Annotated in this window: 29 protein-coding genes and 1 pseudogene; 15 read left to right on the top strand and 15 right to left on the bottom strand. The window is 68.8% G+C overall.

Going from position 1 to position 26,500, the window contains the following annotated elements; translation table 11 throughout:
* Positions 1-63 precede the first annotated feature (63 nt).
* Positions 64-1,290 (top strand): serine hydrolase domain-containing protein, encoded by a 1,227-nt coding sequence (locus ABEA24_RS42535; RefSeq protein WP_345439401.1) that lies wholly within the window; start codon positions 64-66, stop codon positions 1,288-1,290.
* Here the strand turns inward: ABEA24_RS42535 and ABEA24_RS42530 are convergent.
* Both ABEA24_RS42530 and ABEA24_RS42525 read right to left on the bottom strand, forming a co-directional pair.
* Positions 1,217-1,810, bottom strand: coding sequence for a transposase family protein (locus ABEA24_RS42530; RefSeq protein ID WP_345439399.1), 594 nt, complete (start codon positions 1,808-1,810; stop codon positions 1,217-1,219). The genes ABEA24_RS42535 and ABEA24_RS42530 overlap by 74 nt on opposite strands.
* A gap of 153 nt (positions 1,811-1,963) precedes the next feature.
* Complete coding sequence (locus tag ABEA24_RS42525) at positions 1,964-2,413, bottom strand: nuclear transport factor 2 family protein (protein WP_345439397.1); 450 nt, start codon at positions 2,411-2,413, stop codon at positions 1,964-1,966.
* Between the two features lie 513 nt (positions 2,414-2,926).
* Between ABEA24_RS42525 and ABEA24_RS42520 the strand changes: the two genes are divergently transcribed.
* Both ABEA24_RS42520 and ABEA24_RS42515 read left to right on the top strand, forming a co-directional pair.
* Complete coding sequence (locus ABEA24_RS42520) at positions 2,927-3,595, top strand: MFS transporter (RefSeq protein ID WP_345439395.1); 669 nt, start codon at positions 2,927-2,929, stop codon at positions 3,593-3,595.
* Positions 3,596-3,627: 32 nt separating this feature from the next.
* On the top strand, positions 3,628-4,077 hold the full coding sequence (locus ABEA24_RS42515) for an Rrf2 family transcriptional regulator (protein WP_345439393.1): 450 nt from the start codon (positions 3,628-3,630) through the stop codon (positions 4,075-4,077).
* Between the two features lie 49 nt (positions 4,078-4,126).
* Here ABEA24_RS42515 and ABEA24_RS42510 read toward each other — a convergent pair.
* Positions 4,127-4,348 (bottom strand): annotated as a pseudogene (locus ABEA24_RS42510) (ATP-binding protein); the annotation flags it as partial.
* 20 nt (positions 4,349-4,368) lie between these two features.
* The gene (locus tag ABEA24_RS42505) at positions 4,369-4,650 is read right to left on the bottom strand and encodes a hypothetical protein (RefSeq protein WP_345439391.1); all 282 of its coding nucleotides are present in this window, start codon (positions 4,648-4,650) and stop codon (positions 4,369-4,371) included.
* 85 nt (positions 4,651-4,735) lie between these two features.
* Here ABEA24_RS42505 and ABEA24_RS42500 point away from each other — a divergent pair, with 85 nt between their 5' ends.
* Positions 4,736-4,939, top strand: a complete 204-nt coding sequence (locus tag ABEA24_RS42500; RefSeq protein WP_345439389.1) for a hypothetical protein — start codon at positions 4,736-4,738, stop codon at positions 4,937-4,939.
* 242 nt (positions 4,940-5,181) lie between these two features.
* Complete coding sequence (locus ABEA24_RS42495) at positions 5,182-5,919, top strand: hypothetical protein (protein WP_345439387.1); 738 nt, start codon at positions 5,182-5,184, stop codon at positions 5,917-5,919.
* A 205-nt stretch (positions 5,920-6,124) separates the two neighbouring features.
* Here ABEA24_RS42495 and ABEA24_RS42490 read toward each other — a convergent pair whose 3' ends face one another.
* Complete coding sequence (locus ABEA24_RS42490; protein ID WP_345439629.1) at positions 6,125-6,454, bottom strand: nitroreductase family deazaflavin-dependent oxidoreductase; 330 nt, start codon at positions 6,452-6,454, stop codon at positions 6,125-6,127.
* A gap of 161 nt (positions 6,455-6,615) precedes the next feature.
* Between ABEA24_RS42490 and ABEA24_RS42485 the strand changes: the two genes are divergently transcribed.
* Positions 6,616-6,714 carry a DUF397 domain-containing protein gene (locus ABEA24_RS42485; protein WP_345439385.1) on the top strand — a complete coding sequence of 33 codons (99 nt, stop codon included), beginning with the start codon at positions 6,616-6,618 and terminating at the stop codon, positions 6,712-6,714.
* Positions 6,715-6,739: 25 nt separating this feature from the next.
* Positions 6,740-6,847 carry a DUF397 domain-containing protein gene (locus tag ABEA24_RS42480; protein WP_345439383.1) on the top strand — a complete coding sequence of 36 codons (108 nt, stop codon included), beginning with the start codon at positions 6,740-6,742 and terminating at the stop codon, positions 6,845-6,847.
* A 1-nt stretch (position 6,848) separates the two neighbouring features.
* On the opposite strand, the gene ABEA24_RS42475 is transcribed toward ABEA24_RS42480, so the two are convergent.
* Positions 6,849-7,247 carry a winged helix-turn-helix transcriptional regulator gene (locus ABEA24_RS42475; protein ID WP_345439381.1) on the bottom strand — a complete coding sequence of 133 codons (399 nt, stop codon included), beginning with the start codon at positions 7,245-7,247 and terminating at the stop codon, positions 6,849-6,851.
* Positions 7,248-7,345: 98 nt separating this feature from the next.
* On the opposite strand from ABEA24_RS42475, the gene ABEA24_RS42470 reads away from it, so the two are divergent.
* Entirely contained in the window at positions 7,346-8,011 is a 666-nt protein-coding gene (locus tag ABEA24_RS42470; protein ID WP_345439379.1) for an NAD(P)-dependent oxidoreductase, read from the top strand.
* 72 nt (positions 8,012-8,083) lie between these two features.
* Here ABEA24_RS42470 and ABEA24_RS42465 read toward each other — a convergent pair whose 3' ends face one another.
* Both ABEA24_RS42465 and ABEA24_RS42460 read right to left on the bottom strand, forming a co-directional pair.
* A complete protein-coding gene (locus tag ABEA24_RS42465; RefSeq protein WP_345439377.1) occupies positions 8,084-8,728 on the bottom strand; it encodes a DUF4360 domain-containing protein in 645 nt (214 codons plus the stop codon).
* A gap of 38 nt (positions 8,729-8,766) precedes the next feature.
* Positions 8,767-9,405, bottom strand: coding sequence for a DUF4360 domain-containing protein (locus ABEA24_RS42460; protein WP_345439375.1), 639 nt, complete (start codon positions 9,403-9,405; stop codon positions 8,767-8,769).
* A 438-nt stretch (positions 9,406-9,843) separates the two neighbouring features.
* On the opposite strand from ABEA24_RS42460, the gene ABEA24_RS42455 reads away from it, so the two are divergent.
* Positions 9,844-10,536, top strand: coding sequence for an SMI1/KNR4 family protein (locus ABEA24_RS42455; RefSeq protein ID WP_345439373.1), 693 nt, complete (start codon positions 9,844-9,846; stop codon positions 10,534-10,536).
* Positions 10,537-10,666: 130 nt separating this feature from the next.
* Here ABEA24_RS42455 and ABEA24_RS42450 read toward each other — a convergent pair whose 3' ends face one another.
* The gene (locus tag ABEA24_RS42450) at positions 10,667-13,363 is read right to left on the bottom strand and encodes a serine/threonine-protein kinase (RefSeq protein WP_345439371.1); all 2,697 of its coding nucleotides are present in this window, start codon (positions 13,361-13,363) and stop codon (positions 10,667-10,669) included.
* A 159-nt stretch (positions 13,364-13,522) separates the two neighbouring features.
* Entirely contained in the window at positions 13,523-14,890 is a 1,368-nt protein-coding gene (locus ABEA24_RS42445; protein WP_345439369.1) for a cytochrome P450, read from the bottom strand.
* Between the two features lie 368 nt (positions 14,891-15,258).
* Between ABEA24_RS42445 and ABEA24_RS42440 the strand changes: the two genes are divergently transcribed.
* The 3 genes from ABEA24_RS42440 (at position 15,259) to ABEA24_RS42430 (ending at position 18,413) form a co-directional block, all read left to right on the top strand.
* The gene (locus ABEA24_RS42440; RefSeq protein WP_345439367.1) at positions 15,259-16,488 is read left to right on the top strand and encodes a sensor histidine kinase; all 1,230 of its coding nucleotides are present in this window, start codon (positions 15,259-15,261) and stop codon (positions 16,486-16,488) included.
* A complete protein-coding gene (locus ABEA24_RS42435) occupies positions 16,485-17,144 on the top strand; it encodes a response regulator (RefSeq protein WP_345439365.1) in 660 nt (219 codons plus the stop codon). Before ABEA24_RS42440 ends, ABEA24_RS42435 begins: the two co-directional genes overlap by 4 nt.
* Before the next feature lie 291 nt (positions 17,145-17,435).
* Complete coding sequence (locus tag ABEA24_RS42430; RefSeq protein WP_345439363.1) at positions 17,436-18,413, top strand: hypothetical protein; 978 nt, start codon at positions 17,436-17,438, stop codon at positions 18,411-18,413.
* 12 nt (positions 18,414-18,425) lie between these two features.
* On the opposite strand, the gene ABEA24_RS42425 is transcribed toward ABEA24_RS42430, so the two are convergent.
* Positions 18,426-19,631 (bottom strand): hypothetical protein, encoded by a 1,206-nt coding sequence (locus tag ABEA24_RS42425; RefSeq protein WP_345439361.1) that lies wholly within the window; start codon positions 19,629-19,631, stop codon positions 18,426-18,428.
* 26 nt (positions 19,632-19,657) lie between these two features.
* Positions 19,658-20,371, bottom strand: a complete 714-nt coding sequence (locus ABEA24_RS42420) for a TetR family transcriptional regulator (RefSeq protein WP_345439359.1) — start codon at positions 20,369-20,371, stop codon at positions 19,658-19,660.
* Between the two features lie 95 nt (positions 20,372-20,466).
* On the opposite strand from ABEA24_RS42420, the gene ABEA24_RS42415 reads away from it, so the two are divergent.
* The 3 genes from ABEA24_RS42415 (at position 20,467) to ABEA24_RS42405 (ending at position 23,357) form a co-directional block, all read left to right on the top strand.
* Positions 20,467-22,053, top strand: coding sequence for an MFS transporter (locus ABEA24_RS42415; RefSeq protein WP_425551303.1), 1,587 nt, complete (start codon positions 20,467-20,469; stop codon positions 22,051-22,053).
* A gap of 61 nt (positions 22,054-22,114) precedes the next feature.
* Positions 22,115-22,516: a hypothetical protein gene (locus ABEA24_RS42410; protein ID WP_345439355.1), complete on the top strand. Its 402-nt coding sequence runs from the start codon at positions 22,115-22,117 to the stop codon at positions 22,514-22,516.
* Between the two features lie 127 nt (positions 22,517-22,643).
* The gene (locus tag ABEA24_RS42405) at positions 22,644-23,357 is read left to right on the top strand and encodes a rhomboid-like protein (protein ID WP_345439353.1); all 714 of its coding nucleotides are present in this window, start codon (positions 22,644-22,646) and stop codon (positions 23,355-23,357) included.
* Between the two features lie 90 nt (positions 23,358-23,447).
* On the opposite strand, the gene ABEA24_RS42400 is transcribed toward ABEA24_RS42405, so the two are convergent.
* The 3 genes from ABEA24_RS42400 to ABEA24_RS42390 are packed head-to-tail and all read right to left on the bottom strand — an operon-like array spanning position 23,448 to position 26,460.
* Positions 23,448-24,704, bottom strand: coding sequence for a WD40/YVTN/BNR-like repeat-containing protein (locus ABEA24_RS42400; RefSeq protein WP_345439351.1), 1,257 nt, complete (start codon positions 24,702-24,704; stop codon positions 23,448-23,450).
* A 35-nt stretch (positions 24,705-24,739) separates the two neighbouring features.
* A complete protein-coding gene (locus ABEA24_RS42395; protein WP_345439349.1) occupies positions 24,740-25,906 on the bottom strand; it encodes a CU044_5270 family protein in 1,167 nt (388 codons plus the stop codon).
* Positions 25,903-26,460: an RNA polymerase sigma factor gene (locus ABEA24_RS42390; protein WP_345439347.1), complete on the bottom strand. Its 558-nt coding sequence runs from the start codon at positions 26,458-26,460 to the stop codon at positions 25,903-25,905. The genes ABEA24_RS42395 and ABEA24_RS42390 overlap by 4 nt, the downstream gene beginning before the upstream one ends.
* Between the last annotated feature and the right edge of the window lie 40 nt (positions 26,461-26,500).

Genomic DNA, 26,500 nt, shown 5'->3' with positions numbered 1-26,500 from the left:
CCCTTTTTCTCGCGAGTGAGCTGTATCGTCCGCTTCCCCCCGCCAGACCTAGCGTCAACGCCCATGACGAGTTCACCGATTCATTCACCGCGGCGGCGCGGCCGGTCCATCCGACGGAACCTGGCCCTGGCCGCCATCGTGGCCGGAACCCTCTCCACTGGCATGCCCGGCGCGAGTGCCGCCCAGCAGTACGGCGACCAGGCCCGGCTCCGGCGCGACGCCGATGCGATCACGGCACTCGGCGTGACGGGAGTGCAGGCCCGCCTGGTCACCTCTGACGGCCGGAACCTGACCGCAACCAGCGGTGTCGCCGACCTGACGACCCGGCGGCAGGTCTCCTCGAACGGCTACTTCCGGATCGCCAGCGTCACCAAGGCGTTCGTCGCCACCGTGATCCTGCAACTGGCCGGGGACGGCAGGCTCTCCCTGGACGACACGGTCGAGCGTTGGCTTCCCGGCGTGGTGTCCGGCAACGGCAACGACGGCCGCGCGATCACCATCCGCCAACTGCTCCAGCACACCAGCGGCATCCACGACGACTACCCCGACTACACCTCGGCGGAGGACTTCTACCAGCACCGATACGACACCTACACACCTGAGCAGATCGTCGCCAGGGCGATGCGCCACCGCCCGGACTTCCGGCCCGGCACGGACTGGCGTTACTCCAACACCGGCTACGTCCTGCTCGGCATGGTCATCCAGCGGGTCACCGGGCACCCCTGGCATGAGGAGGTACGGGATCGGATCGTCCGGCCGCTCGGCCTCAAGCACACCTTCTGGCCGGGCACCTCGCCCACGCTGCCCCGGCCACACGCCAGCAGCTACCAGAGGTTCAAGCCCGGCGAACCACTCGTGGACGTCACCGAGCAGGTCGGCCCGTTCGCCGGTGGAGAGGCCGGACTCGTCTCCACCACCGCCGATCTCAACCGATTCTTCGGCGCCCTGCTCGGCGGCCGGCTCCTGCCCCCGGCGCAGCTGGCGCAGATGAAACAGACCATCCCCGTCAGCAAGGAGTTCGAGCCGCTCATGCCCGGCGCCCGTGACGGGCTGGGGCTCTTCTCACGCCCGCTGTCCTGCGGCGGGGTGTACTGGGGTCACGAGGGCGGCGATTCCGGCTGGATCAGCGCCGCCGGCGTCACGGCCGACGGTCGGCGCAGCGTCACGGTCTCGATGTCGGGCACGATCGCCGATTCGACGGACGACGTTCTGCGCATCACACGGGCCGAGAGCAAGCTGGTCGACGACGCCCTGTGCTCGACCCCGAACGCCGACGGTAAAACGGACTGACGGGCGGCGGGAGCGGAGACAGGCACGGGTCTTTGAGTCGGGCGGCAAGCAGGGGTGATGCGTTCTCACGCTTTGAACGGGATCCACGCACGGTCTTGCCGTCGACGGCCAGGCCGACCAGCGTGTCGCCGGGGTCGCAGACCGGGTCGGCGGCGTGCCGGGCGAGCCAGGCGCCCACGGCGTCGTCCAGTGCGTCGCCGTCCAGGCGGGCCAGGAGGCGTCCCAGCGTGGAGGCGTTCGGTGTGCTGGAGGTCAGCCCGAATTGTTCGCGCAGCCCGGTGTCGGTATCGGCGGCGAAACGGGCGATGGCGGCCAGCGATGTGGCTCCGCCGAGGACGGCGGCCAGGCACAGCGCGAGCAGGGAGCCCAGGCGGTAGCGGCGGCCCCGGACGCGGCGGGGATCGGGTATCCGGTCCAGGACCTCGGCGAGTGAGGTCAGCGCCGGCGGCTCCGAATCCGGGCAGGTGGAGTCGATGCCCGTGTAGTGGCGCTGCAGGACACCGATCAGGGAGAATGGCACGCGAACGCGACCCCTGTTCGTGATCAAAGGCTTCGACAACCTTGATCATCAGGGGTCGCGTCTCTCGTTGCCGCACTGGGTGAACCACGCGCAGCGACACGTATGCGGCCAATCAACTCATCTCGCTGGCTGAGAACGCATCAGCCCTGGCCGCTACATGCTGTCGCTCACCGACTTACCCCAGGCCACGCCGTCGGTGTGCGTACTGGCGAAATCCGGGTCCTCGTAGATGTGAGCCCTCTTGATGCGTTCACCTTCGAACTCGAATACGTTACAGAACAGCCCGAAGGACGAGACCCCGTCGGGGAAGGCCACACCCGATGTCGTCGTCCCCTTCACCGCCCCCTCGATTACCACATAATTTCCGGACGACAGCACGATGAAACCGGGGATGTCGTGTTCAATCGCCGAAATTCCCCTGCCGAGACCCTGCGCGAACGCCCCGATCTGGTCCTTCCCGGTGGCGAATCCAAACTTCGGGAAGAACATCTGGGCGTCGTCGGTGAAAAGATCCAAGACAGCCGGGTCTGCAGAATCCACCAAACGGAAATAGTTGATGGCTGCCTCTTCGCGCGCTTTCTGGAGATCACTACTGTCATGCATGCTTACTCCTGATGTGCGGTTGGCGCAGCGCTTTCCGCTGCGCAACGTATGCATTTCTGTGCCGCCCGGCACGCACTTCCCGAGTGATGGCGACCGTGACGACGAGTGTCCACGGACGGCCCGGGCCGATCGGGTCCACGGCGTGGGGGTGAAAGCGGGCCGGTCGCGCATGGTCCCGCTGGCACGTGCCCGTCCGGGCGCCCCGCACCGCTGTGATGTAACATACACGGTTACATCTGCGGGTGTCGAGGCGGACCAGGAGTCCGCCCGCATGAGCACCCGCTTCTTGTCAGGTCACGCCGGCGTGACCGTCGTCCGCCTCCGCCTCTGCGAAGCACAGGCTCCGCGCCGTGGCGCGGCGCGGATCAACAGGGGCGAAGGCCCCAAGGAGAGAGCATGAGCAATCCTTCCAGTGTGGCTTCGGCCGTTCAGTAGCCGGAATCGATACAGACCCCGGTCGAAGGCAAGCGTTCCCCGCGGGGTGGCTGGCCCGCCGTCGTCTCCGTCGCGCTGGTGTCGTTTGTGCTGGTGCTGTCGGAGTTCCTGCCGATCGGGTTGCTGCCCGTGATCTCCTCCAGCCTGGGTGTGTCCATCGGCACGGTCGGACTGGTGGTGGTCGTGCCCGGTCTGATGGCTGCGGTGACGGCTCCGTTGGTCACGATGGCGTCCGGGCGGCTGGACCGGCGCAGGGTCCTGATCGCTCTCGCCCTGGCCACCCTGGCAGTCAAGCTGCCTGCGCTGCCGCCCACCGGGGCGATCCGCTTGGCCACACTCACCTCCGCCCTGCGCAATCCCGCAGCCCGGGTCGCCCTGCTGATCTTCTTCGGGCACTTCGCCGCCTACACCTACGTGACCCCGTACCTGGAGGAGCAGGCACACTTCGGGTCCTCCACCGTGACGGCGGTGCTGCTGGCCTACGGTCTGGCGGGACTGGCTGGCAACTTCGCTGCCGGCGCGGTCATCGGCCGCCGTCTGCGCGCGGTGTACGTCGCCGCGGCCGTCCTGGTCCAACCCCCCGCCGAATCTTTGGTGGACGGCCCGTCGACGTCCTTGCACGGTCCCGACGGAAACGTCAAGCAGCGCACGTTCAACTGGGGGCAGGCAAAGCACTGCGGCCGATCCCGGGACGTCGCCTGTGTTGTAACATTAAACGTTACGGTGGGAGACGTAAGGCGCGGGTAGGAGCGTGATCCTGCTCGCTCGGAGGAGGCTGGGTGAGCGCGAACAGCAGAATGACGATCGGCGCACATGTGCTGACTTGGATGTCCCTGGACCGACAGAACAATGCGGTCGCCGTCTCGGAGCGCATCGCGGAGAGCGTCAACACCAATCCTGTGGTGATCCGCCGCTGCCTCGGCGACCTGCGCAAGGCGGGCTTGGTGCAGGCCAAAAGGGGCGTCGGGGCCGGCTGGACTTTGACGCGGGAGCCCGAGGAGATCACCCTGCTCGAGGTCTACCTCGCCATGGAGAGCGGGGGCCCGTTCGGGATGCACCACACCCCGCCGAACGCCGACTGCCCTGTCGGCTTCGGAATCCGACCGGCCCTGCAGCAGGTGTACAGCGGACTGGAGAAGCAAATGCAGCAATACCTGGCTGGCACCACGATCGCCGACCTGCTGCGAGATGTTCTCGCTCAACAGCCAGCGAGCACCGCCTCCCCCTGAACGAGAATTTCTTCCCGCGGGGCCATGTGCCGCGCCAGGTCGATCATCAGCCCAGCTCGTCGATGCACAAAAGATCGACGCGTCCGTAGCGGGCGATGGTCTTGCTCAGCTGCTTCTCGTCGGCTGCCTCGACCAGCTCGTTCACGAGCTTCGTCGCCAGGGTGTACTTCACCCGGAAACCGGCCATCGCCGCTTCGGTTCCCAACGCGATCAGCAGGTGGGACTTGCCAGTGCCGGAATCGCCGATCAGGCAGAGAGGCTGTGCCTTCTTCCGGTGACGGCTGGGAGTACTCACGGCAGCGACTCCTTCGGTGCGGCGGGACGACGGTGCAGCAGCTGGTCATAGGCGGCCGGCGAGGGCAACGGCCGCCGATCGGGCGGCAGGTGAGCGAGACGACGCTGCGTCAACGAGGCCACGGGAGACGGCTCCTGGGGCTGGGCCGGGGCGGCATCATCATCGGATTCAGCGGCCTTGCGGGCCTCCAGGGCGACCGCGTCCGCGGTCAGCGCGCCCACCCGTAAGGACGCGGCGAGCCCGACCACCAGGTGTTCGTGCGGGATACGACGGTGCAACAAGAGCACCTCGATCAGGGCCTTCGTGCCCTCCTTGTCCCCGCGGGCCTTGCGAGCCGCGGACCACCACGCGTCGTGGATCGGGGTGAACCTGCCCGTCTGGCGGGCCTGTTCCAGCGCGGTCGCCGGGGTGTTCGGAGATGAAGCCGGCGATCACGCGATCGCCTTCGGCGGGGAAGTCATCGGCCCAGTACGCGAGCCGGGTGCCGTTGACGACGGCGGTCACCTCGTCGGCCGACCACGTCCGCAGGATGAGGCGGTCGGTGGTCAACTCGGAATCGGTCGATGAGAAGGAAGAAGACACGAGAGAACTCCTGGTCGTAAGGAACGACCCGAGCGCGATCTAACCTCGCGCGGGCCGGATAAGGGCACGCTGAACAGGGCTGCTGGCAGCCATATTCATCACCCTCCTGGCATCCGGCCATCACGCGTCTCTCGCGTGGACGGCGACCGTAGCAAGATCTCATCTGTCCCGGCAACGAGAGAAGCTGATCCCCTCACGCGACAGCCGGACGTTAAGGAGATCGAGCATTGAGCCGTAAAGACGCCACTGTCTGTGACACGAGCGGATGCCGGGCGCTGACCTTCTATCCGCGAGTCCCGGCGACCGGTGCCCCGGAGGGATGGACGAGCACCGGGGACATGGAGGCCTGTCCCGCCTGCAGCGCGGGCACCGGCCCGGTTTTCGACGAGGGGCCATGTCCGCGATGCCACGGCATATGTGTGCTGCGCGGCGACCCGCCGGAGCGCGGGCAGTGCGTCTACTGCCACTACTGGATGACCCAGGCCGACTACGACCTGACCGAGGACGGCGGGACGGTCGCGGAGGTCCAGAATCCGGACCTGCCGGATCCGCGCGTGCTGGCCATCCTCCTGATGCGCAACAACGCCGAGTCGTTCCGCGTCCAGCACGCCCTGCTCCAACCGCTGATCGAGGCGATCGCCGCCGGAGGCCACCACACCTCCGCCGGGCAACTCGTCCTCAATTCCATGGTGACCGAGCTCGCGCAGTGGGCCAACAAGGCGATCAGCGCCGGCCTCGACGCCCTGCCCTTCCTCGACGTCTCGTACGACGAGGTCTGGGCGAAGCTGCTCGGCGACGGCGCGGACTTCTCCGGCCTCCCCGGGTGGCTCGTTCCGGGCTCTGCCGAAGAGGCCCAGGCCGACGAAGAACTGTGCGACGGTTGTGGCGCGCCCGATCACTGCCTCACCGCCGGTTGCCTGCGAGACGCCATCGCCGACCGCTCCGCCGCCGAGCAGGAGTGGTGACCGTAATACTGGTCGATTAGCCTCGCGCTTTCACGAAGTATTTTGTCCGGCTGTTGGTCAGGTAAGCAGAAATTGCCGCTGACCAGCGAGAATGAGGATTGTCCAGGTCCTTGTTCCTGCACCAGTCGGAAGCACTTCCCAGGTGAGGAAGCGTAGGTGGTCACACTACTGGCCGGGTTGCGCAGCATGTCGCGGGCTGTGCGGATCAGATCCTCGTTGACGACGGTGGGGCGTCGGCCGATCCTGCCACGGGCGCGGGTTCCAGCACGAAGACGGGGATCACGCGGTCGGTCTTCTCCTGGTATTCGGCGTACGGCGGGTACGCGGCGACCGCGCGATCCCACCACTCGGCCTTCTCATCCCCGGTGATTTCGCGGGCCGTCATGTCCTGGCGTGCGGACCCGTCCTGGAGCTCCACGTGCGGGTCGGACTTGAGGTTGAAGTACCAGACCGGGTGGCGCGGGAAGCCGCCCTTCGAGGCCACGGCCGCGTACCGCCCCTCGTGCTCCACGCGCATCAGCGGGATCTTGCGGATCTTGCCACCGAGCTGGCGTACGTGGCGACGGCTCTCCGCGGGATCACGACCAGCGAATCGGGCGATATTCGCCTACTCTCGGATGCGTACGATGAAATTCGCTCGCGGGCCCTTCCGGTGGAGATGTCTCGCGACCTGATCCGCCGGATTTTGGAGGAACGATGGACATGACGGACGCCACCTGGCGGAAGAGTAGTCGCAGCGAAGGGAATGGCGGCGACTGCGTCGAGCTGACCGTGGTCGAGGTTGCTGCGGGCTGACCGAAATTACCAATTAGGGTGGATTATGGAGATCGCGGGCGCGGCTTGGCGAAAGAGTAGCCGCAGTGAAGGAAACGGCGGTCACTGCGTCGAGGTGGCCGTCGTTGAGTCGGCGAGGGCTGCCTTCTCGTAGTTCACGTCCCTGGACGCTTCAGGAGCGCCGGGCCGGGATCCGACCCGTGTGCCCGGCGGGCTTCGAGCAGGGCGGGGAGGTGCTCCTTGCTCCAGGCTCGGGCGGCGTCGATCAGGGTCAGCAGGCTGCGGCCAAGCGCCGTCAGCTCGTACTCGACGCGGGGTGGGTTCTCGTCGTACGCGGTGCGGGTGACCAGGCCGTCGCGCTCCATCGCGCGCAGGGTCTGGGTGAGGACCTTCGGGGTGATGCCGCGCAGCGGTGTGCGCAACTCGGTGAACCGGCGGGGGCCGCGTTCAAGGCAGAGCACGACCATCGCGGTCCACTTGTCGCCGATCTGGATCGGCATGGCGCTCGACGGGCACACGGGGTCGAACATCTCCGGGTCCAGCGGCTCGGCCATGGCCCCGGACCCTATCCCGGTATCGTTGAGGTAACCAGTATCCCGTGGATACCGTCCCATCGCGGCGGCGAGGTACGCCGTCGGAGGGGAGTCACGGCATGAGCGGGATCGTCATTTTCGGGGCGGGCGGCCGGGCGGGGCGGGCCATCATCGCCGAGGCCCGTGACCGGGGGCATCGGGTGACGGCGGTCGTGCGGGATCCGGGCCGGTACGCCGATCTCGGGTCGGACGGCGTACGGGTGGTGGCGGGCGACGTCACCGACGCGCGGGCGGTCGCCGAGGTCGCGCGAGGCCACGACGCCGCGGTGAACGCGGTGAGTCCGTTCTCGGGGCCGGAGCAGGGGTTCGACGATCTCGATCCGGAGTTCTTCGTCAAGGCCGCCGACGCGCTGCTGCGGGGCCTGGCCGAGACCGGGGTGTCACGTCTCGTCGCGATCGGCCTGTTCGCCAACCTGAGGATGCCCGGTGGCGGCCTGGTGATGGACGATCCCTCGGCATTCCCGGCCGAGATCCGGCCGTTCGCCGCCGCGCACACGGCCGGCCTGGACCGGCTCCGTACGGCGGACACGACCGTCGACTGGCTGATGCTCACCCCGCCCGCGCAACTGGAGGCCGAGGGCGCCAGGACAGGGGGCTATCGGGTCGGCGATGAGACCGTGCCGCCGTCCGGGGCGCGCCTATCGTACGCCGACCTCGCCGTGGCGGCGGTGGACGAGATCGAGGCGCCGCGTCACCACCGCACCCGGGTGTCCGTGTTCGCCTGAGCGAAGGCGGCGGACGTCACGGGGCGGCCCGGCCACCGAGATGGCCGGGCCGCCGTCATTTCGCCGGTCGGCTCAGGGGCACGTCTTCCAAGCCCAGTGGTAGGTCGTCGTGATGCTGCCGTCCGTCGAGTCCATCGCCATGAAGCTGGTGGTCTTCGTCGGGTCCGAGGTGCCGGCGTTCACCCGCAGCTCGGTGTTGATGTTGAAGTTCCGCGACTCGCCGCACGGCAGGTAGACCAGCTGCGCCACGTCGGTCGTGTCGGTGTTCTGCCAGTTGTCGTCGTACGCGCCGTTGAGCGTGTGGCTGATGGCCGTGGTCTGCGAATGGCCCTGGAAGTAGTAGTTCGCCTTCTCGACGCCGCTGGCGCCCTTTTCGAGGTGGGCGAACCCGCGATAGTCGGCCTCGGCGATCGCGTACGTGAATCCCTGGGGTACGTGCACGGCCAGATTGAGCTGGCAGTTCTTCCGGAAATCGGTCGATGATGAGCCGACGCCGACCTGGGCCAGGTAGTCGCTGTACGTGACGGTGAAGGCCGTGTTGTCGGGAGAAACGGCCACCGCCGCCGTCCCGGCCGGGCAGCCTGAGCCGTTGACCGTCGCGATATCGATGACGATCTTGTCAGGCGGTGGGTTGGTGGGCAGGCCGGCGTGCCCCGGAGTCATGGTCGTGGCGAAGAACGCCACGATCGCTGCGGCGGCGACCACTAATCTGCGCATGGACGGGTCCCTTCTATGGGGGATCGACGTTTCCGGAATCAAGAACAACGCTTCCACTGGAAGCGATAGATGGTGTCCACTCCGCCTTGCGTGGTGTTCATTGCCATATAGCTGGTCGTATTCGCCGCGTCGGAGTCGCCTGTCGAGACTCTCAGTTCCGTGTTCACATTGAGAATGCGGTCCACACCGCAGGGCTTGTACACCAAGGCCGCCACATCGGCCCGGTCGGTGTTGTGCCATGCGCCGTCGTACGGGCCGCTGAGCGGGTGGCCGACCGCCACCGTCTCGGAGTTCCCCTGGAAGTAGTAGTTCGCCTGCTCCAGACCCGTCGCGCCGGATTGGAGATGGGCGTAACCGGCATAGTCGGCCTGGGCGATCGCGTACGTGAACCCTTGGGGCACGTGTACGAGGAGGCTGAGCTGGCAGTTCTTCCGGAAGTCGGTCGACCCCGCGCCGGCTCCGGCCTCGGCCACGTAGTCGCTGTACTTGACGGTGAACCCCGTATTGTCGGAGAGCTCGGTCACCGTGGCCGTTCCCTGTGGACAGCCGGAACCATTGACCGTCTTGACGTCGACCGTGATCCGGTCCGCCGGAGGCGCGGTGTCGGCATGGGTGGCCGGAGTGAGGGATACCAGAATCGCTGCGGCGGCACCGCCGATCGTCAGTTGCTTGAGCATTAAGGAGTCCCTTTGATGAGGAGGTGATTCCCGCAGCTTCTTCGGTGCGGTGGGAGCGGATAATAGTGACCGATAAACGACCGGTAGGTGCTCCGCCGTCGCGGGTCATCTCTGGTGAACGCATGATATGAGCGGCCTAACATCGAGTCAACTATCATTCTGACTCAGATGTAAATATCCGCTCAAGGTAGTCGCTCCGTAGCGGAGTGCGACTATTTACGGCAATGATTAAATCTGCTCTTGAGAATGCGTACCGCGCAGGAAGGCATCGCTTTCGTTTGCGGAACCTGGAACGTGGCGATATTGGATCGTTCCTCGGCGCTCGCCGTCGGTAAAGGGCGCTCGGGGATCGCGGCTGGGCCGTATCTGGAATACGGCGGCAACGTCTTTCATCGAGATGTGGCGAACGGGCGTTGTCGTTGTCGTAGGCTCGGCGCCGTGCGGAAGATCGACTGGGCGGACGTGCGCCGCAGAGTGACGAACCTCGCGGGTGCCCCGGCGGCGGCCGAGGTCTTCGGATACAACGGGCACCGTTTCGTGCTTGAGCCCGTGCTCCGACCCGATGAGCTCGCCGAGGTGGAAACGCAGCTCAACGTCGTCCTTCCGGAGGACTACCGGGAGTTTCTGCTCAACGTCGGGCGCGGCGGCGCCGGGCCCGCGTACGGGGTGTTCCCGCTACGGCGAGCGGACGACGGGCGCTGGCACTGGGTCGGTGACGGGGCGGACATGACCGCCCTGAACAGTCTCGACCGGCCGTTCCCCGTCCAGGGGCCGGACCCGGCCGTCCTCGACGCTCTGCGGGCCGAGCGCCCGGAGGAAGAGGACTTCCCGGTCATCGAGGACTTCGACGTCGCGTACGAGGCCTGGGAGGAACGTCTCGTCGCGGTGCTGGGGGACGAGGCGCGGACCATGGGCGCCATCTGCATCTGCCACCTGGGCTGCGCGCGGCGCGAGTGGCTGGTGGTCAGCGGTCCCGAGCGGGGGAACATCTGGGCCGACGACCGGGTCGACGACATCGACCTCTATCCGCTGACCGACAGCGGCTCCCGCCCCGACGATGGAGATCGCGTGACGTTCGGGGCGTGGTACCTCGAGTGGCTGGAGCAGGCCGAGGCGAAGGCGCGTACCTGATCGTGCCGGGCGTAACGGCTCGAACCGCTTCAGCCATCGTCGGTGGAGGCCGTGCCTCGGCTGGAAGGTCATCGCGTAGTGGCCGGTGACCCGGACGCCGGGCGCGGTCGGATCTGGCTGCTCCGTTGCGCTATGTGCCGTGCTTGGTGTTCGGGTCGGCGGCCGAGCCCATGGCCTGCTTGATGATCGACGTAGCGAGGACGTTGAGTGCTGCGTATCGCAGGGGGTCGTCGGTGATCTGCTGGGCGAGCTGTTCGGCACGGTGAGCATCGGTCGCTGCGAACGCCGAAGCTGCGATGCACAGCAGATGATCTCGGCCGGGACCGTGGTGTTCCCGGAGGAACTGCTCGATGACCGGTAGGTTCGGTGTGCCGGTCTCAGCGATCGACAGGTACGCGGTCGACTGTGCGGCCAAGGCTGCCTCTAGCAGATGGCGCAAGATGCGTCTGATCTGTTCGGGCTTGGAGTCGGCCCAGGCCATCGCCACGGCCATCAAGGTTTCGGCGATGCGCTCCAGATCGTGGTTGTCGAGCCGCCTCTGGCCGGGCTGTTGCGCTCGGGTCTCGGCGAGGTCGATGAGGCGGACCGCCAGCTCCGGGTCGACGGCGACGACATCCTCGGCGACCGTGACCAGCAGCCACGCTTCCAGGTCCGTATCGTCGGCATGGTCGGCGATGTACTGGGCGGCCTGCTGCGCGGTGGCGGGGCCGACGCCGGCTCCGGCTGCTGCGATCTTTCCCATCACGGACAGAACACGTTCCGGCTCGGCTTCCAGAGCGGTCTGGTAAGCGGTGTTGAGCCACCACCGTGCCTGCAGGGGGTTGGTCTCGGCGATCTGGTCGGCCATGGCGGCGAATGCCTCGCACCGATCGTCGGCATCGGTGATCCGCGAGGCGATGGCCTCGGCCCGCGACGGATCGCACCGTGCCGCGCCGGTGGCGATATACCTGAGATACCAAGGACCGGCGTTCTCTTCCCTCTGATGGTCGTCGCCGATCGTGGATTTGGCTTGCCAGCGCCCCCACCAGGGGTCGGGCTTCACAGGGACCGCTTCCTGGGCGACGGGTTCCTGGGCGACAGGTTCCGTGACGCTTCGTTCGGCCGCGTCGAGCAACGGCCGGTGATCCTGTCCGGTAGAGGCCGCTGCCTCGAGGATGTCCCTCCAGGCGGATGCGCGGATGTATGCCTCCGTGATCTTGCTGATGATCTGTTCCGCCCGGGCGGGGTCGGCCTCCGCCACCTCCACACCGGTCCATTTGAGTGCCCAGTCCTGGTCATCGCCCCTGACGCCGAGCGCGGTCGCTTCGGCAAGATCGATCAAACGCTCGGCGTGCCGCCGGTCGGCGGTATAACCGACCTTGGCGATCTCCGCCAGCGTTTGGGGCAGGTGGAACGCATAGTTAGCGTTGGGTGGGATCGTGCGGGCCACTTCTACTGCCTGGCCCATCAGCCCGGTGGCGCGGGCTGGGGCGGTAGCGGCCACTCTGCCGGCCTCGGCGGCCAGCGCCTTGGCTCGCAGCTCGGGGTTGTCGAAGTCCACGACACGTTGCGTGGCGCGGTCCAGCACCGCGAGCGCCCGCTGGGGATCCACCGCGATGAGCAGATCGATCAGACCCTCCAACGTCTCGTGTTCCACGGAGTACGAACCGTCGTCGAGAAGCTGGGCGATGAGCCGTTCGGCGTGATTGATCAGCTGCTGGGCGCGGGCGGTGTCGGACAGTTCCTCGACGGACGCCAGTAGAGCCAATGCCCGCGCTTCCACCGAGGGGAGCTGCTGCAGGTGCTGTTCGGCGTGGTCGAGATCGGCCTCGGCAATCGCTACGGCAACCTCGTACAGCGCTTCTTGCTGCTTTTCGGGATCGTCGATGGAACAAACGATCCGTACGGCGTGGTCGACCGCCGACCGGTGCTTCGAATCGGCGACCGGCCCAGAGACGGCACCGCCGCCAGACGATTCGGACAGGTCCTGTTCGAGCTGGGTGATCAACGCGGTGACCTCGGGTGGGAGCCATCGCGTGGTGCCCTCGCCGGGTTCGGCCAGCCGGTCGAGGAGGTCGGTGACACTGGGCCGTTTCTCCGGAGTCTTGGCCAGGCAGGCGCCCACCAGGTCGGCCAAGTCCTTCGGCAGTCCGGCCAGGTTGGGATCGTCGTGCACGATGCGGTACATGATCGCGTGACCCTGGCCGACGCCGAAGGGGCCGCGGCCGGTGGCGGCGAACGCCAGCACCGCCCCCAGGGAGAACACATCGCTGGCAGGACCGACCTGGTCGCTTTGGACCTGTTCGGGGGACATGAACGCCGGAGTGCCGACCACGGCCCCCGAGACGGTGTGGGAGGTGGCGTCCAGCGCGCGGGCGATTCCGAAGTCGATGACCCGGGGACCGTCGGCGGCCAGGATCACGTTGCCGGGTTTGAGGTCGCGGTGCACCAGGTCGCAGTCGTGGATCACGGCCAGGCCCTCGGCCAGACCCGCCCCCAGCACACCGATCGCCGCAGGCCGCAGCGGTCCGTGCTCAGCGACGGCCTGGTGCAGGGACGGGCCGGGGACGTAGGCGGTGACCAGCCACGGCGGATCGGCGTCGGGGTCGGCGTCCACCACCTGCGCGGTGTAGAACCCCCCGACCCGCCGTGCCGCCTCCACCTCGATCGCGAACCGGCGCCGGAACCCCGCATCGTCGGCCAGCTCCGGCCGCACCACCTTCACCGCGACCGGCCGGCCGCCGCGGGAACGACCCAAGAACACCTGACCCATACCGCCGCCGCCCAGCCGCCCCTTCAGCCGGTACGGCCCCACCTGGTGCGGATCACCCGCCCGCAGCGGCTCCATGCACCACCCTTCCGAAGGAACAACGCTGTATGTACGACAAGCCTAGATCCTTACAGGAAACGGCTCTTCCGTGAAGTGATCGGCCCCATGCCCCACCTCGGCCCGCGAAGGGGGCGGCGAGCGGCGCTGAGCCGAAGTGGCCGTCGTGGCGGGCCGCGGTCAGCCGCGCGGGGTCAGGATGACCGGGAGGCCGTTCTTGGGCTGGTAGGTCATCGCGTAGCGGCCGGTGATCTGGGCGCCCGGTACGGTCCGCACCTCGTACGCCTGGGCGATCGTCGCGATGAGGAGCTGCGCGATGGTGAGCGACATCGGCTCGCCGATGCACATGCGCTGGCCCTTGCCGAACGGGTAGTACGCCTCGCGGGCGCGGGAGTCGTAGCGTTCCGGGGTGAAGCGGTCGGGGTCGAAGGCCTCCGGGTCGTCCCAGTGGCGCGGGTCGTGGTGGGTGGCGTACGGGCTGATGATGATGTTCGCGCCGCCGGGGATCGCGTACGGGCCCACGACGTCGTCCTCGACGGAGCCGCGGAAGTACATGGGGAACGCCGGGTAGAGCCGGAACGTCTCGCTGACGACCCGCCGGGTGTACGTGAGCTCGGCCAGGTCGTCGTACCCGGGTCGCCGGCCGCCGAGGACCCGGTCGACCTCCTCGCCGAGCCGGGTGGCGGCCTCCGGATGCTGCGACAGCAGGTGCCAGGCCCACGCGACGCCGGTCGCGGTCGACTCGTACCCGGCGAGGAAGATGGTGAAGACCTCGTCGCGGAGCTGGCGGTCGCTCATCCGCTCGCCGGTCTCGGCGTCCTCGGCCTGGATCAGCGCGCTCAGGAGGTCCTCCCCGGCGTCGCCGTCGGCCAGGGCGGCCCGTCGGGCCGAGATGAGGGCGTAGATCTCCTGGTCGAGCGCCTCGATCGCGCGCCCGTACGCCGCCGCGCCCGGGGTCGGCAGCCAGGACGGCACGAAGAACGTCCACACCCGCCGGGTCATGCCGGCGAACACCTGGTCCGTCAGGTCGTGCAGGCGGGTGGAACGTTCCTCGTCGATGTCGGTGCCGAAGAGGGTCTTCAGGATGATCGTGATGTTGATCTGGACGGACTCACGGAGGATGTCGATTGGTGCGCCGTTCGCGACCGCCGGGGCCCAGCTCGCCATGGAGGCATCGACGGCCTCGCCGACCGTCTCGGCCATCCGCTGGATCCGCCGGGTGTGGAAGGCGGGCTGCATGAGCCGCCGCTGCCGCCGCCAGAAGTCGCCGTCGCTGGTGAACAGGCCGTTGCCGAGGGCGAGGCGAATGCCGTCCATGATGCTGCCCTTGACGTAGTTGGCCGCGTTGCCGACCAGGATGTGACGCACGTAGTCCGGGTGGCTGACGAGGTAGGCGCGGACCGGTCCGGCGCCGAGCCGTACGAGGCCGTCGCCCTGCCGCGCGGCCTTCATGCAGTAGCCGAAGGGGTCCTTCGCCAGCGCGACGAGGGAGACACCCCGGACTCCGGGGACGGGTACGGTCGCGTCGATCTGGGTGGCTGTGCCCATCGCGGCGTTCTCCAAAATCCGGCCGGGGGAGTGCCGGTGACCCGTGTGTGATCCGGAATCAGGCCTGGGGAAGGCCGAAACCGAAGCAGTCGTCCTAAACGGGGATTTTGGATCATCAGAGGGCCAAATGGCCAGCCGTAAACCTGTTTTGAGGTCTGCGGCCTCCAGGGCGGCTGCCGACGCCCGCCGCCGATCCGGCCCCGCAGCCCCTTGTCGGCTGCCGGCCGTCGAGACGCCCGCTACCGGCCGGCGGGGTGGTTGATGCCGTCCTCCGCGAGCCACAACTTCCGGCGACCCGATGGCAACGATCGGGGGTCGCGGTCGCCCAGACGCGGCGCTTGGATCTTGTCATGGTGTGTGATGGGGGCATGGACGCGGCGAGCGGGTTCACGGCCCGGACCGCGCATATCGTGGCGGTCACGTCCGCGCTGGCGTTCTCGGCCTTCGACGTGCTGCTGTACGTGCTCGGCCAGCGCACCGATGGGGCCTTCGGCCCGGCCGCGGGCCTGGCCCTCAGTCTCGTCGCCGACATCGCTCTTCTCTGGCTGATCCGGTCTCCGCGCACCGTGGCCGCGATCGCCCTGGCGGTGTCCGTCGCTCGGGCGATCGGAGAACTCGTCGCGCCCGGGACGCTGACGCCGGTCCATCCCCTGACGAGGATCGTCGTCCCGACCTGCGCCATCGTGATCATCTGGGTGATCGTGACGGTGCGGCCGGTCCGGGAGGCGCTGTCGTTCACGGTCGCGTTCGCCCTGCTCGGAGCCCATCCGTGGCAGCCGAGCGCGCTGGCCACCCCGACGGGGATCGCGGCGACGCTGGTTCCGGCGGCGCTGGCCTACTCCGTCCGGGCACGGGTACAGCTGCTCGCCTCGCTGCGGGCGAGGGTGGCCGCGGTCGAGCGTGAGCAGCACCTGCTCGCCGAGCAGGCCGTCGCCGCCGAACGCCGGCGGCTCGCCACGGAGATGCACGACGTCGTGACGCATCACGTGACCGAGATGGTCCTGCACGCGGGAGCGCTGAAACTGACCAGCGAGAGCACGCCCGTACGGACGGCCGCGGAGCAGATCCGCGCGGCGGGGGAGAAGGCGCTGGGTGAGCTCCGTGAGCTGATCGGGGTTCTGCACGGGGACGGGCGGCGGAACCCCGAACCCGCACCCCGGCGAACCGAGACGTCGGACCCGGTGGAGGAGATCGGTGACCTGGTCCGGGTCGCGCGAGAGTCCGGTGGAACGGTGACGCTCGAACTGCGCGGTGCCCGGCGGCCGATGACGACGGCGATCGCGCGCACCGCCGTACGCGTCGTTCAGGAGTCCCTGTCGAACGCGCGCAAACACGCTCCGGGCGCATCGGTGCACGTGAGGATCGACTATGGGGGACAGGCCACGACCGTGTCCGTACGGGATTCGGGGGGCGATGACCGGCATGGGAATCCGGCTCTGGCCGGCAGCGGATCCGGGCTCGGGCTGGTCGGCCTGCGACGTCGAGTCGAGCTCATCGGGGGAGAGTTCTCCGCCGGGGAGTCGGTGTCGGGCGGTTGGCAGGTGACGGCCTCACTGCCCGACTTCGGCGCCCCGGCACGGCCGGGAGGTGACGCGTGATCGAGGTGCTCATCGTCGATGACGACCCGATGGTGCGCCGGCACCTGACGACCATCCTGGAGACCGACGCGGAGATCCAGGTGGTGGGCGCCGCCGAGGACGGCGCGGAGGCCGTCGAGATGGCATTGAGGCTGTCCCCGGACGTCGTCCTGATGGACCTCCGGATGCCGACGGTCGACGGCATCACGGCCACCGAGCAGATCGCCCGCCATCCGAATCCGCCCGCGGTGATAGCGCTCACCACCTTCGATTCGGACGTCAACGTCGTACGGGCGCTGCAGGTGGGTGCCCAGGGGTTCCTCGTCAAATCGACTCCGCCTGAGGATCTGCTCCGCCTCATCCGCGTCGCGGCCGATGGGAACGGCGTGCTGTCGCCGGTGGCGATGCAGCGGCTCATCGCGCGGGCCGAGACGGCCGACGCCGCACAGCGGGAGGCGATGGCACGGATCGCCGGCCTCACCGAGCGCGAGCGTGACATCGCCGGCTGCCTGGGGCTCGGGCTGAGCAACGGTGAGATCGCGGCCAGGCTCTTCCTCTCCGAGGCCACCGTGAAGAGCTACATCTCCCGCCTGCTCGACAAGTTGCAGGTCCCCAACCGCGCCAAGGTCGGTCTCCTCGCCCAGCAGGCCGGACTGGTCGGCCTGGACGGCGAGTGAGCGTCCACCAGGCGATCCGCAACCCCTGGCCAACGGCATCAACCTTCGGCCGTACTCCCGTGGCCCCTCTCCGCCCTAGCGTCCCTGCCAACAGCCATCGACGTACCGGCGGGAGAGATGATGAAGGGCACGCGTATCACCAGGAATCGCCGTCAAGGACGAGACGGCGGCAGCCGGATGACGGACCTGTCAGGGAGCAGGCCGCCATCCCCGGGCGACACCCGGAAGCCCGCATCGGAACGGTCGCGGAACGGCCGCCCGCCAAGAGGCCGCCGAGCGGCGCTGAGCCTCGTGGTCATCACTCCGCTCGTCGCGGAGTTCACCCTGGGGACCACGCCGATCAGGATGGTGTGGCTGATCCTGCTGTACATCCCGATCTACGGCTTCGGCGTGCTGCTGATCCGTGAGCTGATCCGCAGAACCGGTGGCGGTCCGGGCTCCATGCTCCTCATGGGGGTCGTCTACGGACTGGTCGAAGAGGGCATCGCGCTGCAGGGCCTGACCAGCCCGCATCTCTATCACGTCGCGCGGTGGGCCCCGCGCGTGCTCGGGATCAATACCGCGTACGCCGAACTCAACCTGACGTATCACGTCGTGTTCAGCGTCACGATCCCGATCGTCCTGGCCGACCTGGTCTTTCCCGACCTCGCGCGCGGGCCGTACCTGCGCCGCCGCGGCCTGATCGGGACTGCGAGCGTGGCGCTGCTGGGAGTGCTCCTGCTCCGGGCGTCGGTGCCGCCGCAGGAGGATCCCGGCTACGTCGTGCCCGCCGCGGCGCTCCTCGGCTTCCTCGCGGTCATCGCCGTGCTGTCGACGACGGCACTGTGGCTGCTGCCGAAGGCCGGGCGCTCGCGTCGTTCGCCGACCGGCACGCCGGTGCCGTCGCCGGCCGTGGTGGCGACGGCCTGCGGCATCGCGACGCTGCTCTTCATGGGGCTGCTGTACCCGTTCGGCGGCGCCCACCGGTCCGCGTTCACGCACGGCGACTGGACGCTGGTGCCCATGGTCCTGGCCGCCGCCGTGGCCGTCGCGGCAGGGGCGACGCTGCGACGATGGAGCGCCGCGACCGCATGGACACGACGTCACCTGCTCGCCGCGGTGACCGGCGCACTGGTCGCCCACACGCTCTTCGGCCTCGTCGCCGACACGCACACCATCGCCGACGGCGTCGCCCTTGCCGTCGCCGGAGTCATCATGTGCGTGCTCCTCGCGCTGCTCGACCGGCGCGTACGTGACGGCTCCGCAGGGGAACTCCGCAGGCCCGTATAGAAGCCGTTGCTCCTACTCGTTCGCCATGGAGATCCTTGCGGCCTCGGCGTCCGCTGCCGTCGCCTCGTCGACGCGGTCGAGCCGGCGTAGGCAGGCGCTCAGGGTGAGCAACGCGTCGTGCAGCTTCCGTTCGGCCCGGTGGACGGCCTCCAGCGACGATTCCAGTTCTCGCTGCCGCTCCTGCAACAGAACCCGCTCGTCGTAGCGCGGGTCGTCGTCCCAGTGGTCCGCGGCCTCCAGTTGCCGGTGTCCTACTCGTTGCCGAAACACGTTCCTGCGGTAGAGGTTCACCACCTCCTCGCCGGCGGTCAGGGCTTCGTCCGGCAGGCCCAGTGAGAGCAGGCGGGCGCTGAAAGCGTGCCAGGTGGCCGCCAGCTCGGGGACCCCCCGAAAGACATTGGGACCTTCACGGCGCCGGATCTCTCGCATCGCCTCGGTGATGCGCACGCCCGCCTCTTCGGCCCGCTCGCTCCGGACCAGCCGCTCGCTGAGCAGGTCGACCATCGTGGCGAAGTTGAATGTCGAGTCGGGACGCTCGCGTCGGAAGGCCACGACCTCGGCGGTCACGTCGGCCGCCTCGGCGACGCGGCCGACGCCGTCGAGCTGATCCGCATAGGTCGCCAGCACGTGGCTGAGCTCAAGGTCCGCCGAAGCGTCTCCACGGTGCCCGAGCCGCCCACGGACCTCGTTCACCGCCACGGCCGCGTACTCCACCGCCTCCTCGCGGCGGCCGAGCCTGGCAAGGATCAGCAACCGCCATTGCACCATCCGCCAATATTCGGCCTCCTCCGTGGATCGGTCGGTGCTCGACAGCCGCAACTGCTCGTCGACGACTTCGAGCGCCTCTTCGTGGTGCTTGAGGTCGATGAGGTTGCTGAACAGCGCGGCCAAGGTACGGCGGACCTCGTCGGAGAAGACACCCGATCGAGCGGCGTCCAGCTCCCGATAGACCGTTAGTCTCTCCCGATTCGCCAGTGCGGCGAGGTCATCCCATCCCAGCGTCGTCAGCAACTCGGCGAGTTCACCCAGTGACTCAGGCAGTGCGGTCGGCGTGGGCCAGGCCTCCGGGGGCCGCCCGCGCAGCCGTTCGACCTGTTCCAGCTTGTCTTCCGCCCACCGCACGGTCTTGTCCGGCCGGGCCACACCCCGATAACGGCTGGAGTCCACCCGGCGGCTGAGCATCCCATGGCGGACGACCTCGGCGTTCAGCTCCTTCACCACCCCGCCGGCCGCCCCGGTGTCCGTTATCGGTCGGCGGGGACCGCGGCGGGATAGTTGATGCCCTCCTCCGCGAGGGCGAGGAGCTCCGACAGCACCTCGGAGAACCGATCGGCCTTCACCGTGCCGGAGCTGAGCAGCTCGAACGCCGTGTGGAACACGGAGTTGACCGCGGTCGCGACCACGTGCGGGCGCAGGTCGGTGGTGGGGTCGACGCCCATGCGCTCGGCGACGAGGCGGGTCATCTCCGCGTGCTTCTTCTGGCCGTGCTCGAGGCTGCTGCCGAACACGGTCGGGCTGGACTCCATCAGCTGCTTGATGCAGCCGAACCGCTCGGGGTCGAAGCCGAACGCGCCGTCCTCACAGGCGCGGATGACGTCGACCGCGGCGTGGCGGATCGCGGTGATCACCGGCTCGTCTGCCGGACGGGCGGTGAACGCCTCCTGCATCGCGGCGAACTGCTCCTCCTGGAACGTGTGGAGGACGTCCTCCTTGGAAGCGAAGTAACGGAAGAACGTCCGGGAGGACACGTCGACCGCGTCGGCGATCTCCTCGACGGTCGTCGCCTCGAAGCCCTTCTCGGCGAAAAGCTGGAACGCACTGTCCACGAGAGCCTCGCGGGTGCGCTGCTTCTTGCGCTCACGCCGACCGGCCGTCGGTGTGCAGGCCTGAACAGCAGTCGTCGCCTCCATGCCCGGATGGTAACCGACCTTGGACGCTCCGGCCAATAGTTCGTTCATCTTGTGACAGTCGTCATAGCGGGACGTTCGTCGCTTGACGACAAGTGTCACAGCATGACAGTTTGAGATCCACGCGAACTCTCGGAGGCAAGTTCATGTCCCAAGCGACACTCGCGTCCCGTCCGGGGGCGCGCGAAAGGCCGGCCCGTCCCGGGCATGGCCATCCCTGGTTGACGCTGCTCGCTGTCGCGCTCGGCGTGATGATGGTCGGCCTCGACGCGACGGTCGTGTCGATCGCCAACCCGGCCATCGCCAAGGACCTGCACGCCGACCTGACCGGTCTGCAGTGGGTCACCAACGGCTACCTGCTCGCGCTCGCCGTCACCCTGATCCCGGCCGGCAAGATCGCCGACCGGTTCGGGCGCAAGCGCACCTTCCTCGCCGGAGTGATCGGCTTCGCGGTGGCGTCCGTGCTGGTCGGGGTGTCCGGCGGCATCGGCATGGTGATCCTCTGGCGTGTCGTCCAGGGCTTCGCCGGCGCGCTGCTGCAGCCCGCCAGCCTGGCGATCCTCCGCAACACCTTCCCGGCCGAGCGGCTCAACGCGGCGATCGGAATCTGGGGCGCCACCGTCGGCATCTCCATCGCCGGTGGCCCGATCGTCGGCGGCCTGCTCGTCCAGCACGTCAACTGGGAGTCGGTCTTCTTCCTCAACGCCCCGCTCGGCCTGGTGGCCCTGCTGGTCGGTCTGTGGGTGATCCGTGAGTCCCGCGACGAGGAGGCGGTCGGCTCGTTCGACTTCGCCGGGGTCGCCCTGCTGTCGGGCGCGCTGTTCGCCCTGGTCTGGGGCCTGATCAAGGCCGGGACGTACGGCTTCGGCGACCAGGTGCCGCTGCTGTCGTTCGCCGCGTTCGCCGTCCTGATCGTCGGCTTCGTGATCTGGGAACTGCGGACCCCGCACCCGATCCTGCCGATGGGCCTGTTCCGCTCGGCGTCGCTGTCGGCCGCGACCGGCCTCATCGTCCTCGGCGCCTTCGCCCTCTTCGGGACGATCTTCTTCATCACGCTGTACCTGCAGCAGGTCCACGGGATGACCCCGGTGCAGGCGGGCGTCCGGATGCTGCCGATGACCGCGATCTTCATCGTGTCCTCGCCGCTGGGCGGGGCGCTGACCCAGCGCTTCGGGCCCCGCGTGCCGCTCGGCCTCGGCATGGTCTTCACCGCCGGTGCCCTGTTCGGCCTGTCCCGGATCGGGGTCGACGCCTCGTACAACCAGATCTGGCCGTGGTTCGTGCTCATGGGCCTGGCGTTCGGGTTCATCCTCACCGCCGGCACCGAGGCGATCGTCGCGAACGCCCCCGTCCACCTGGCCGGGGTCGCGGGCGGCCTGCAGCAGACCGCGTTCCAGGTCGGCGGCGTGCTCGGCACGTCGGTCCTCGGCACGATCCTGTCCAGCCGCGTCGGGAGCGTCCTCATCGACCGGCTGACCGGAGCGGGGCTGCCCGCACCGGCGGCCCACCAGCTCACCGCCGCCAAGGACTACATCGCCCAGGGCGTCGCGCCGGTCCCGGCGGGCGCGCCCGGACCGGTCGCCAAGGCCATCACCACCGGCAGCCACCTCGCCTTCATGGACGGTTTCCAGACCTCCATGACGGTCGCCGCGGGCGTCGCGCTCGTGGCCGCGCTCGCCGCCCTCCTCGTACGACGCGGCGAGTCGCCGGTCGAAGGCGGCGTCGCCATCTGAGTTCCACCCGGGTACGGGCGGCCGTCACCGCCCGTACCCGGGCCCCGAATGGAGGTCGACCATGTCCCACGCGATGCCGTTCCCCGCGACACCGTTGCCCGCCAGTGGCTGGGAGCTGCGCGTCGGGCGCGGCAGCCGCCGGCGTCCCGCCCTCGAGGTGCACACCGGCGACGGGCTCATCGACGTGGCCGTGGCCCGCGGCGTCGACACCGCGCTGATCCGCGGCGCGGTGAGCGGCAGGGGCTGGTCCATCGCCTGGGGGGAGCTGCCGCCCGGCGGCGAGGTGCTCGTGGAGTTCCACGCCGGAAGGTCCGTGCTGAAGGCCCCCGCCGTGACGATCGCCGGGGCGTTCTGGGTGGCGGAGGTGCCGAAGAGGTTCCGCTCCGTCGTGGTCACGACCGCGGTCGGGCGGGTCTCCCACCGCGTCCGGCGGTTCCGGCAGGCTCGCCTGCCCCGCGGGTAAGGCACCGGGAGGCCGGCGGTCCGTCGGCAGACGAGATCGTCAGGCGCGGCTGTCCGCACGGTAAGACGCGTCTGACGATCATCTGGTTGTCATCAATCTCTCAGAAACAACCCCTAGTCTGTGCGGCGTGCACTCGATCCTCAGGCGTTACCCCCTCCCCACGCTGTTCATCGTGGCGTTCTGCGGCGTCTCCGGTGTCTACGCGTACGGCCTGGGCCCGGCGCAGCAGCGGCTGGTCGTCGGGGCGACGGCCACCAACCTGGTGAACCTGAGGAGCGACCCCCTCGGCACGATGATCGCCTCGGCCTTCGTGGCCGAGGCCGCGCCGTGGATGTGGGTGGCCTTCGCCATCGTCGGCCTGTTCCCGGTGGCGCACCGGTTCGGCAACGTACGGACGCTCGTCCTCGTCGGCGCCGCCCAGGTGATCGGCACGCTGCTCAGCGAGGGACTGCTCGCCTGGCGGATCTCGACGGGCGCCGCACACCCCTCGATGCGCTACCTCGACGATGTCGGCCCGTCCTACGTGATCGCCTCCGCCCTCGTCGCGACCATCCTGTACGGCGCCGAGCCCCTCGTGCGCACCGCCCGGCACGGCCACTGGCTGTTCGACCGCGTCCCGAGCCGCTGGTGGCGCATCGGCGCCGCCGTCGGCCTGGCGTTCCTGGCACCGCATCTGTTCAACAAACTGGACCGGCTCGACGTCGCGGCCGTCGGCCACGTCGTCGCCCTGCTCGTCGGCGCGGGAGTCGGACTGCTCTTCGTCCACCGCGAGCGCACCCGCGTCGGCCCCGGCGGAACCGCACCGCGTACGGAGCTCGCCCCCGCCCTCAGCGAGGCCTGACCGCCCCCGTCCGCACATTCTGATCGGCTACTCGTCCGCACCGCGGTTCTCTGGGCACCCCGGCGGTGGCCGGAGTGCCCGGAGGAGCGGCTACTGCCGGCGGGCGATCACGGGCTGATAATCACTGGCCGTGCCGACGCTCCACATGCCGCCGCCGGGAATCGGTGCCAGCCCGAAGAGGGTCGCCTCTCCCTCGACCGGGACTGGCGCGTGCTGCCAGCCGTCAGAGGTCCGGCGCAGCGCGTACATCGTGTAGTCGTAGTTCGGCGTGAGGGTGTCGCCGACGGCCAGGGCCTGTCCGCCGCTGACCGCCATGTCGAACAGTTCGCCGCGCTCGTCCGGCACCTTCTCGCTGGTCCATTTGTGGCCGTTCCAGTGCAGCAGCATCGGACGGCGGATCTCCTCGATGCCGGGGGCGCGTTTGCCCCAGCCCGCGACCCACACGTCGTTCTTGGCCACCATCCGCACCCGCATGAGCACCTTCGTCCATTCGCCAGTGTCCGGTGCGGGGAACCGTTTCCACGAACGGCCGTTCCAGTGCATGATCAGCAGAGGGTCGGGATGAACATCGTCGTCCGTGTTCTGCGTTCCCGCGGCCCACACATCGCGTGGTCCCAGCGCGTCGATGTTCCCCAGGTGGAAGTTGTCGCCGAGTCGGGGCAGGGGGACTTTCCGCCACTTCTGGCCGTCCCACCGCTGGATGACCGAGCGCGTGGTCTTGTCGAGCGCCCAAACGCTGAGCCATGCCTCAGTGGGGCTGACCGCCTTGATGGCCTCGGTACCCACCTGCTCGGCGTTGACCGGGGCGATGGGAACGGACGTCCAGCTTTGGCCGTTCCAGTGCAGCAGTCCGCAGTCGGTGGAGGCCCAGGCGTCGTTCGGGCTGGAGGCGCTGAGGGCGTTGACGCGGGCGGACGGGGGGACGGGCACCTGCTGCCAGCTGTGCCCGTCCCAGTGCAGCATGACGGAGGTGAACATTCCCTTCGCGAAGGTGCAGGTGTCGTCGTCGGACGCGGCCGCGGCCTTGGCGAGCTGTTGAAAGCCGAGTGAGGGGTCCTTGGCGAGCCGTCGGTAGGCGGGGTTCTCGGGGGGCTTTGGAGGGTTCTTCGGTTTGAGGAGGAGCCCGCCGGCCCACGCGTCGTCGCGTCCGGTGGCAGTCACGCTGAGCAGGCTGACCTGTCCCTGAACGGGCACATCGAACGACTGCCAGTTCGGGGACCCCGCCGTCTGCGCCGCGGGTGCCGCTTTGGTGGGGGCCGCCGTGGACGTCGCCACTGCGGCCGCCGCCGCGGCTGCGAGCGTGACGGCCACAGCGGCGCTTTGAATGGACCTTGTCTTCTTCGGCATGTAAGGACCTTTCAACGGTTCGTGGGGTTGGGGTTTCAGGAGGTGGGGACGGCGCCGATCTTGTTCACCCAGCCCTGGCCTTCGAAGGCGACGTAGGTGCTGGCGCCGTGCTCCCCCGGTGTGCCGGGGCGGTTGCCGGGCCGCTGCTCGACGTCGAGGAGCTGGGCGGTCACCGGGTCGACCACCAGCCGCCCGATCACGCCGTCAGGGGTTTCGGCGGTGATCGTCACGCCGGACCTGCCCTCCCGGTCCTTGATTCGTCCGGTGACGCGGACGGACGGGTACTCCGCGAGGATCCGGTAGAGCGCCGCCCGGGTGCCGGGGGTGGTCGGTGCCCTGAACAGGTCTCCGGCGTTTTCGAAGACGTACAGACCGAAGTCGGCGGGGGCTCCGTAGCCGTTCGCGCCGCCCTTGCGGTCCTCCTGCCACAGCTTCCGCAGGTAGCTCTCCAGGCCGCTCTTGGTCGCCGGCAGGTCCGCCATGGTCTTCCACTCGATCTCGTGGGAGCCGATGTCGGGGTTCACCAGATGCGAGCCCTTGTCGTACGTCGTCGTGAACGGCTTGGACGCCGTCGTGCCACCGTTGACCATCAGTGGCGGTGAGCCCGCAGCCCGCCAGGCCGCCTCGTCCTTCTTGGTGGGGAAGGTGAGCTTGACGTCGAGTGGCAGGTGCGTACGAAACCGCATGCCGGTGCCGCTCGACAGGGTGCACGCCCAGTCCTCGGTGCTGCTCGCGGTCTGGGCCTGGAACGTCTGACGCTTGCCCTTGGGGATCGGGGCGTGCGGGCCGGGCTTGTAGGGCATCAGGTCCTGCCACATGCGCGTCCGGGTGTACCAGCAGGTCCCATGGGTGGCGGGCTGCTTGGCGACCGTCTCCGCGCTGGCCAGCAGGAACGCGCGGGTGTCGAGCGCCCCCTTCGGTCCGGTGTTGCCGTTCCCCGCCGTACCGCCATCGCGACCTCCGGACAGCACCCCTGCGGCCAGCACCGCCGTGGCCGCCACCACCGCGGTCGCGCCGGTCGCGAAGGCCAGCCGCCGGACCGGCCGCCGTCCCGGGACGAGGCCCCGGCTCACGGTGGCCTTTCCGGCGCGTGCCCGGACCATCCTCGTCTCGGGGCGTCGTTCGTAGGCCGCGTCGGCGAGTTCGTCCACCATCGCGGGCTTCAGGGCGTTGATCACGCTGTCGAGCTCGTTCTGCTTCACTGCTTCTCCGAAATCACTCGGGGGCGCGGGGCGCGTTCGGGCGTTTCCGCGCCGGGCTCGTGGAATGCGCCGAGTGCCCTGGCCAGCCGGCGGCGTCCGCGGTGCAGCCGGACGGTGAAGGCGGTGCGGGAGCAGCCGACGACCCGGGCCGCGTCGGCGGGCTCGAGCCCGTGCCAGGCGGTCAGGGCGACCGCCTCCGCCTCCTTGGGGGACAGGGTGCGCAGGGCCGCCAGCGCCTGATCGCGGGCTATGACGTGGTCGGCGGCGTCCCAGGCGTGCAGGTCGGCGTCGGTGGTCAGGCTGGCCAGCCGGTCGACCAGGCGCCGCGCCTGACCGGCGGCTCCGTGGGACTGACGGGCGAGGTTCCTGGCCACGGCCAGCAGCCACGGCAGCGCCCGCTCGGGGATCTCATCGACCTTCCGCCACGCGATCGTGAACACCTCGTTGGTGATGTCCTCGGCGGCCTGGGGCGCGACCCGCAGCACGACGTAGCCGAAGACGTTGCGGTAGTACGTCTCGTAGAGGCGGGTGAATCGGGCCTCTTGCTCGTCCACGCCACCTCCTTTCTTCTCGGGACACGAACGCCAAGAAGTC

It is taken from the genome of Actinoallomurus vinaceus (assembly GCF_039542055.1).
Classification (GTDB): domain Bacteria; phylum Actinomycetota; class Actinomycetes; order Streptosporangiales; family Streptosporangiaceae; genus Actinoallomurus; species Actinoallomurus vinaceus.
Note: the sequence above shows the minus strand (reverse complement) of the source record. Positions and strands in the feature narration are given on the sequence as shown.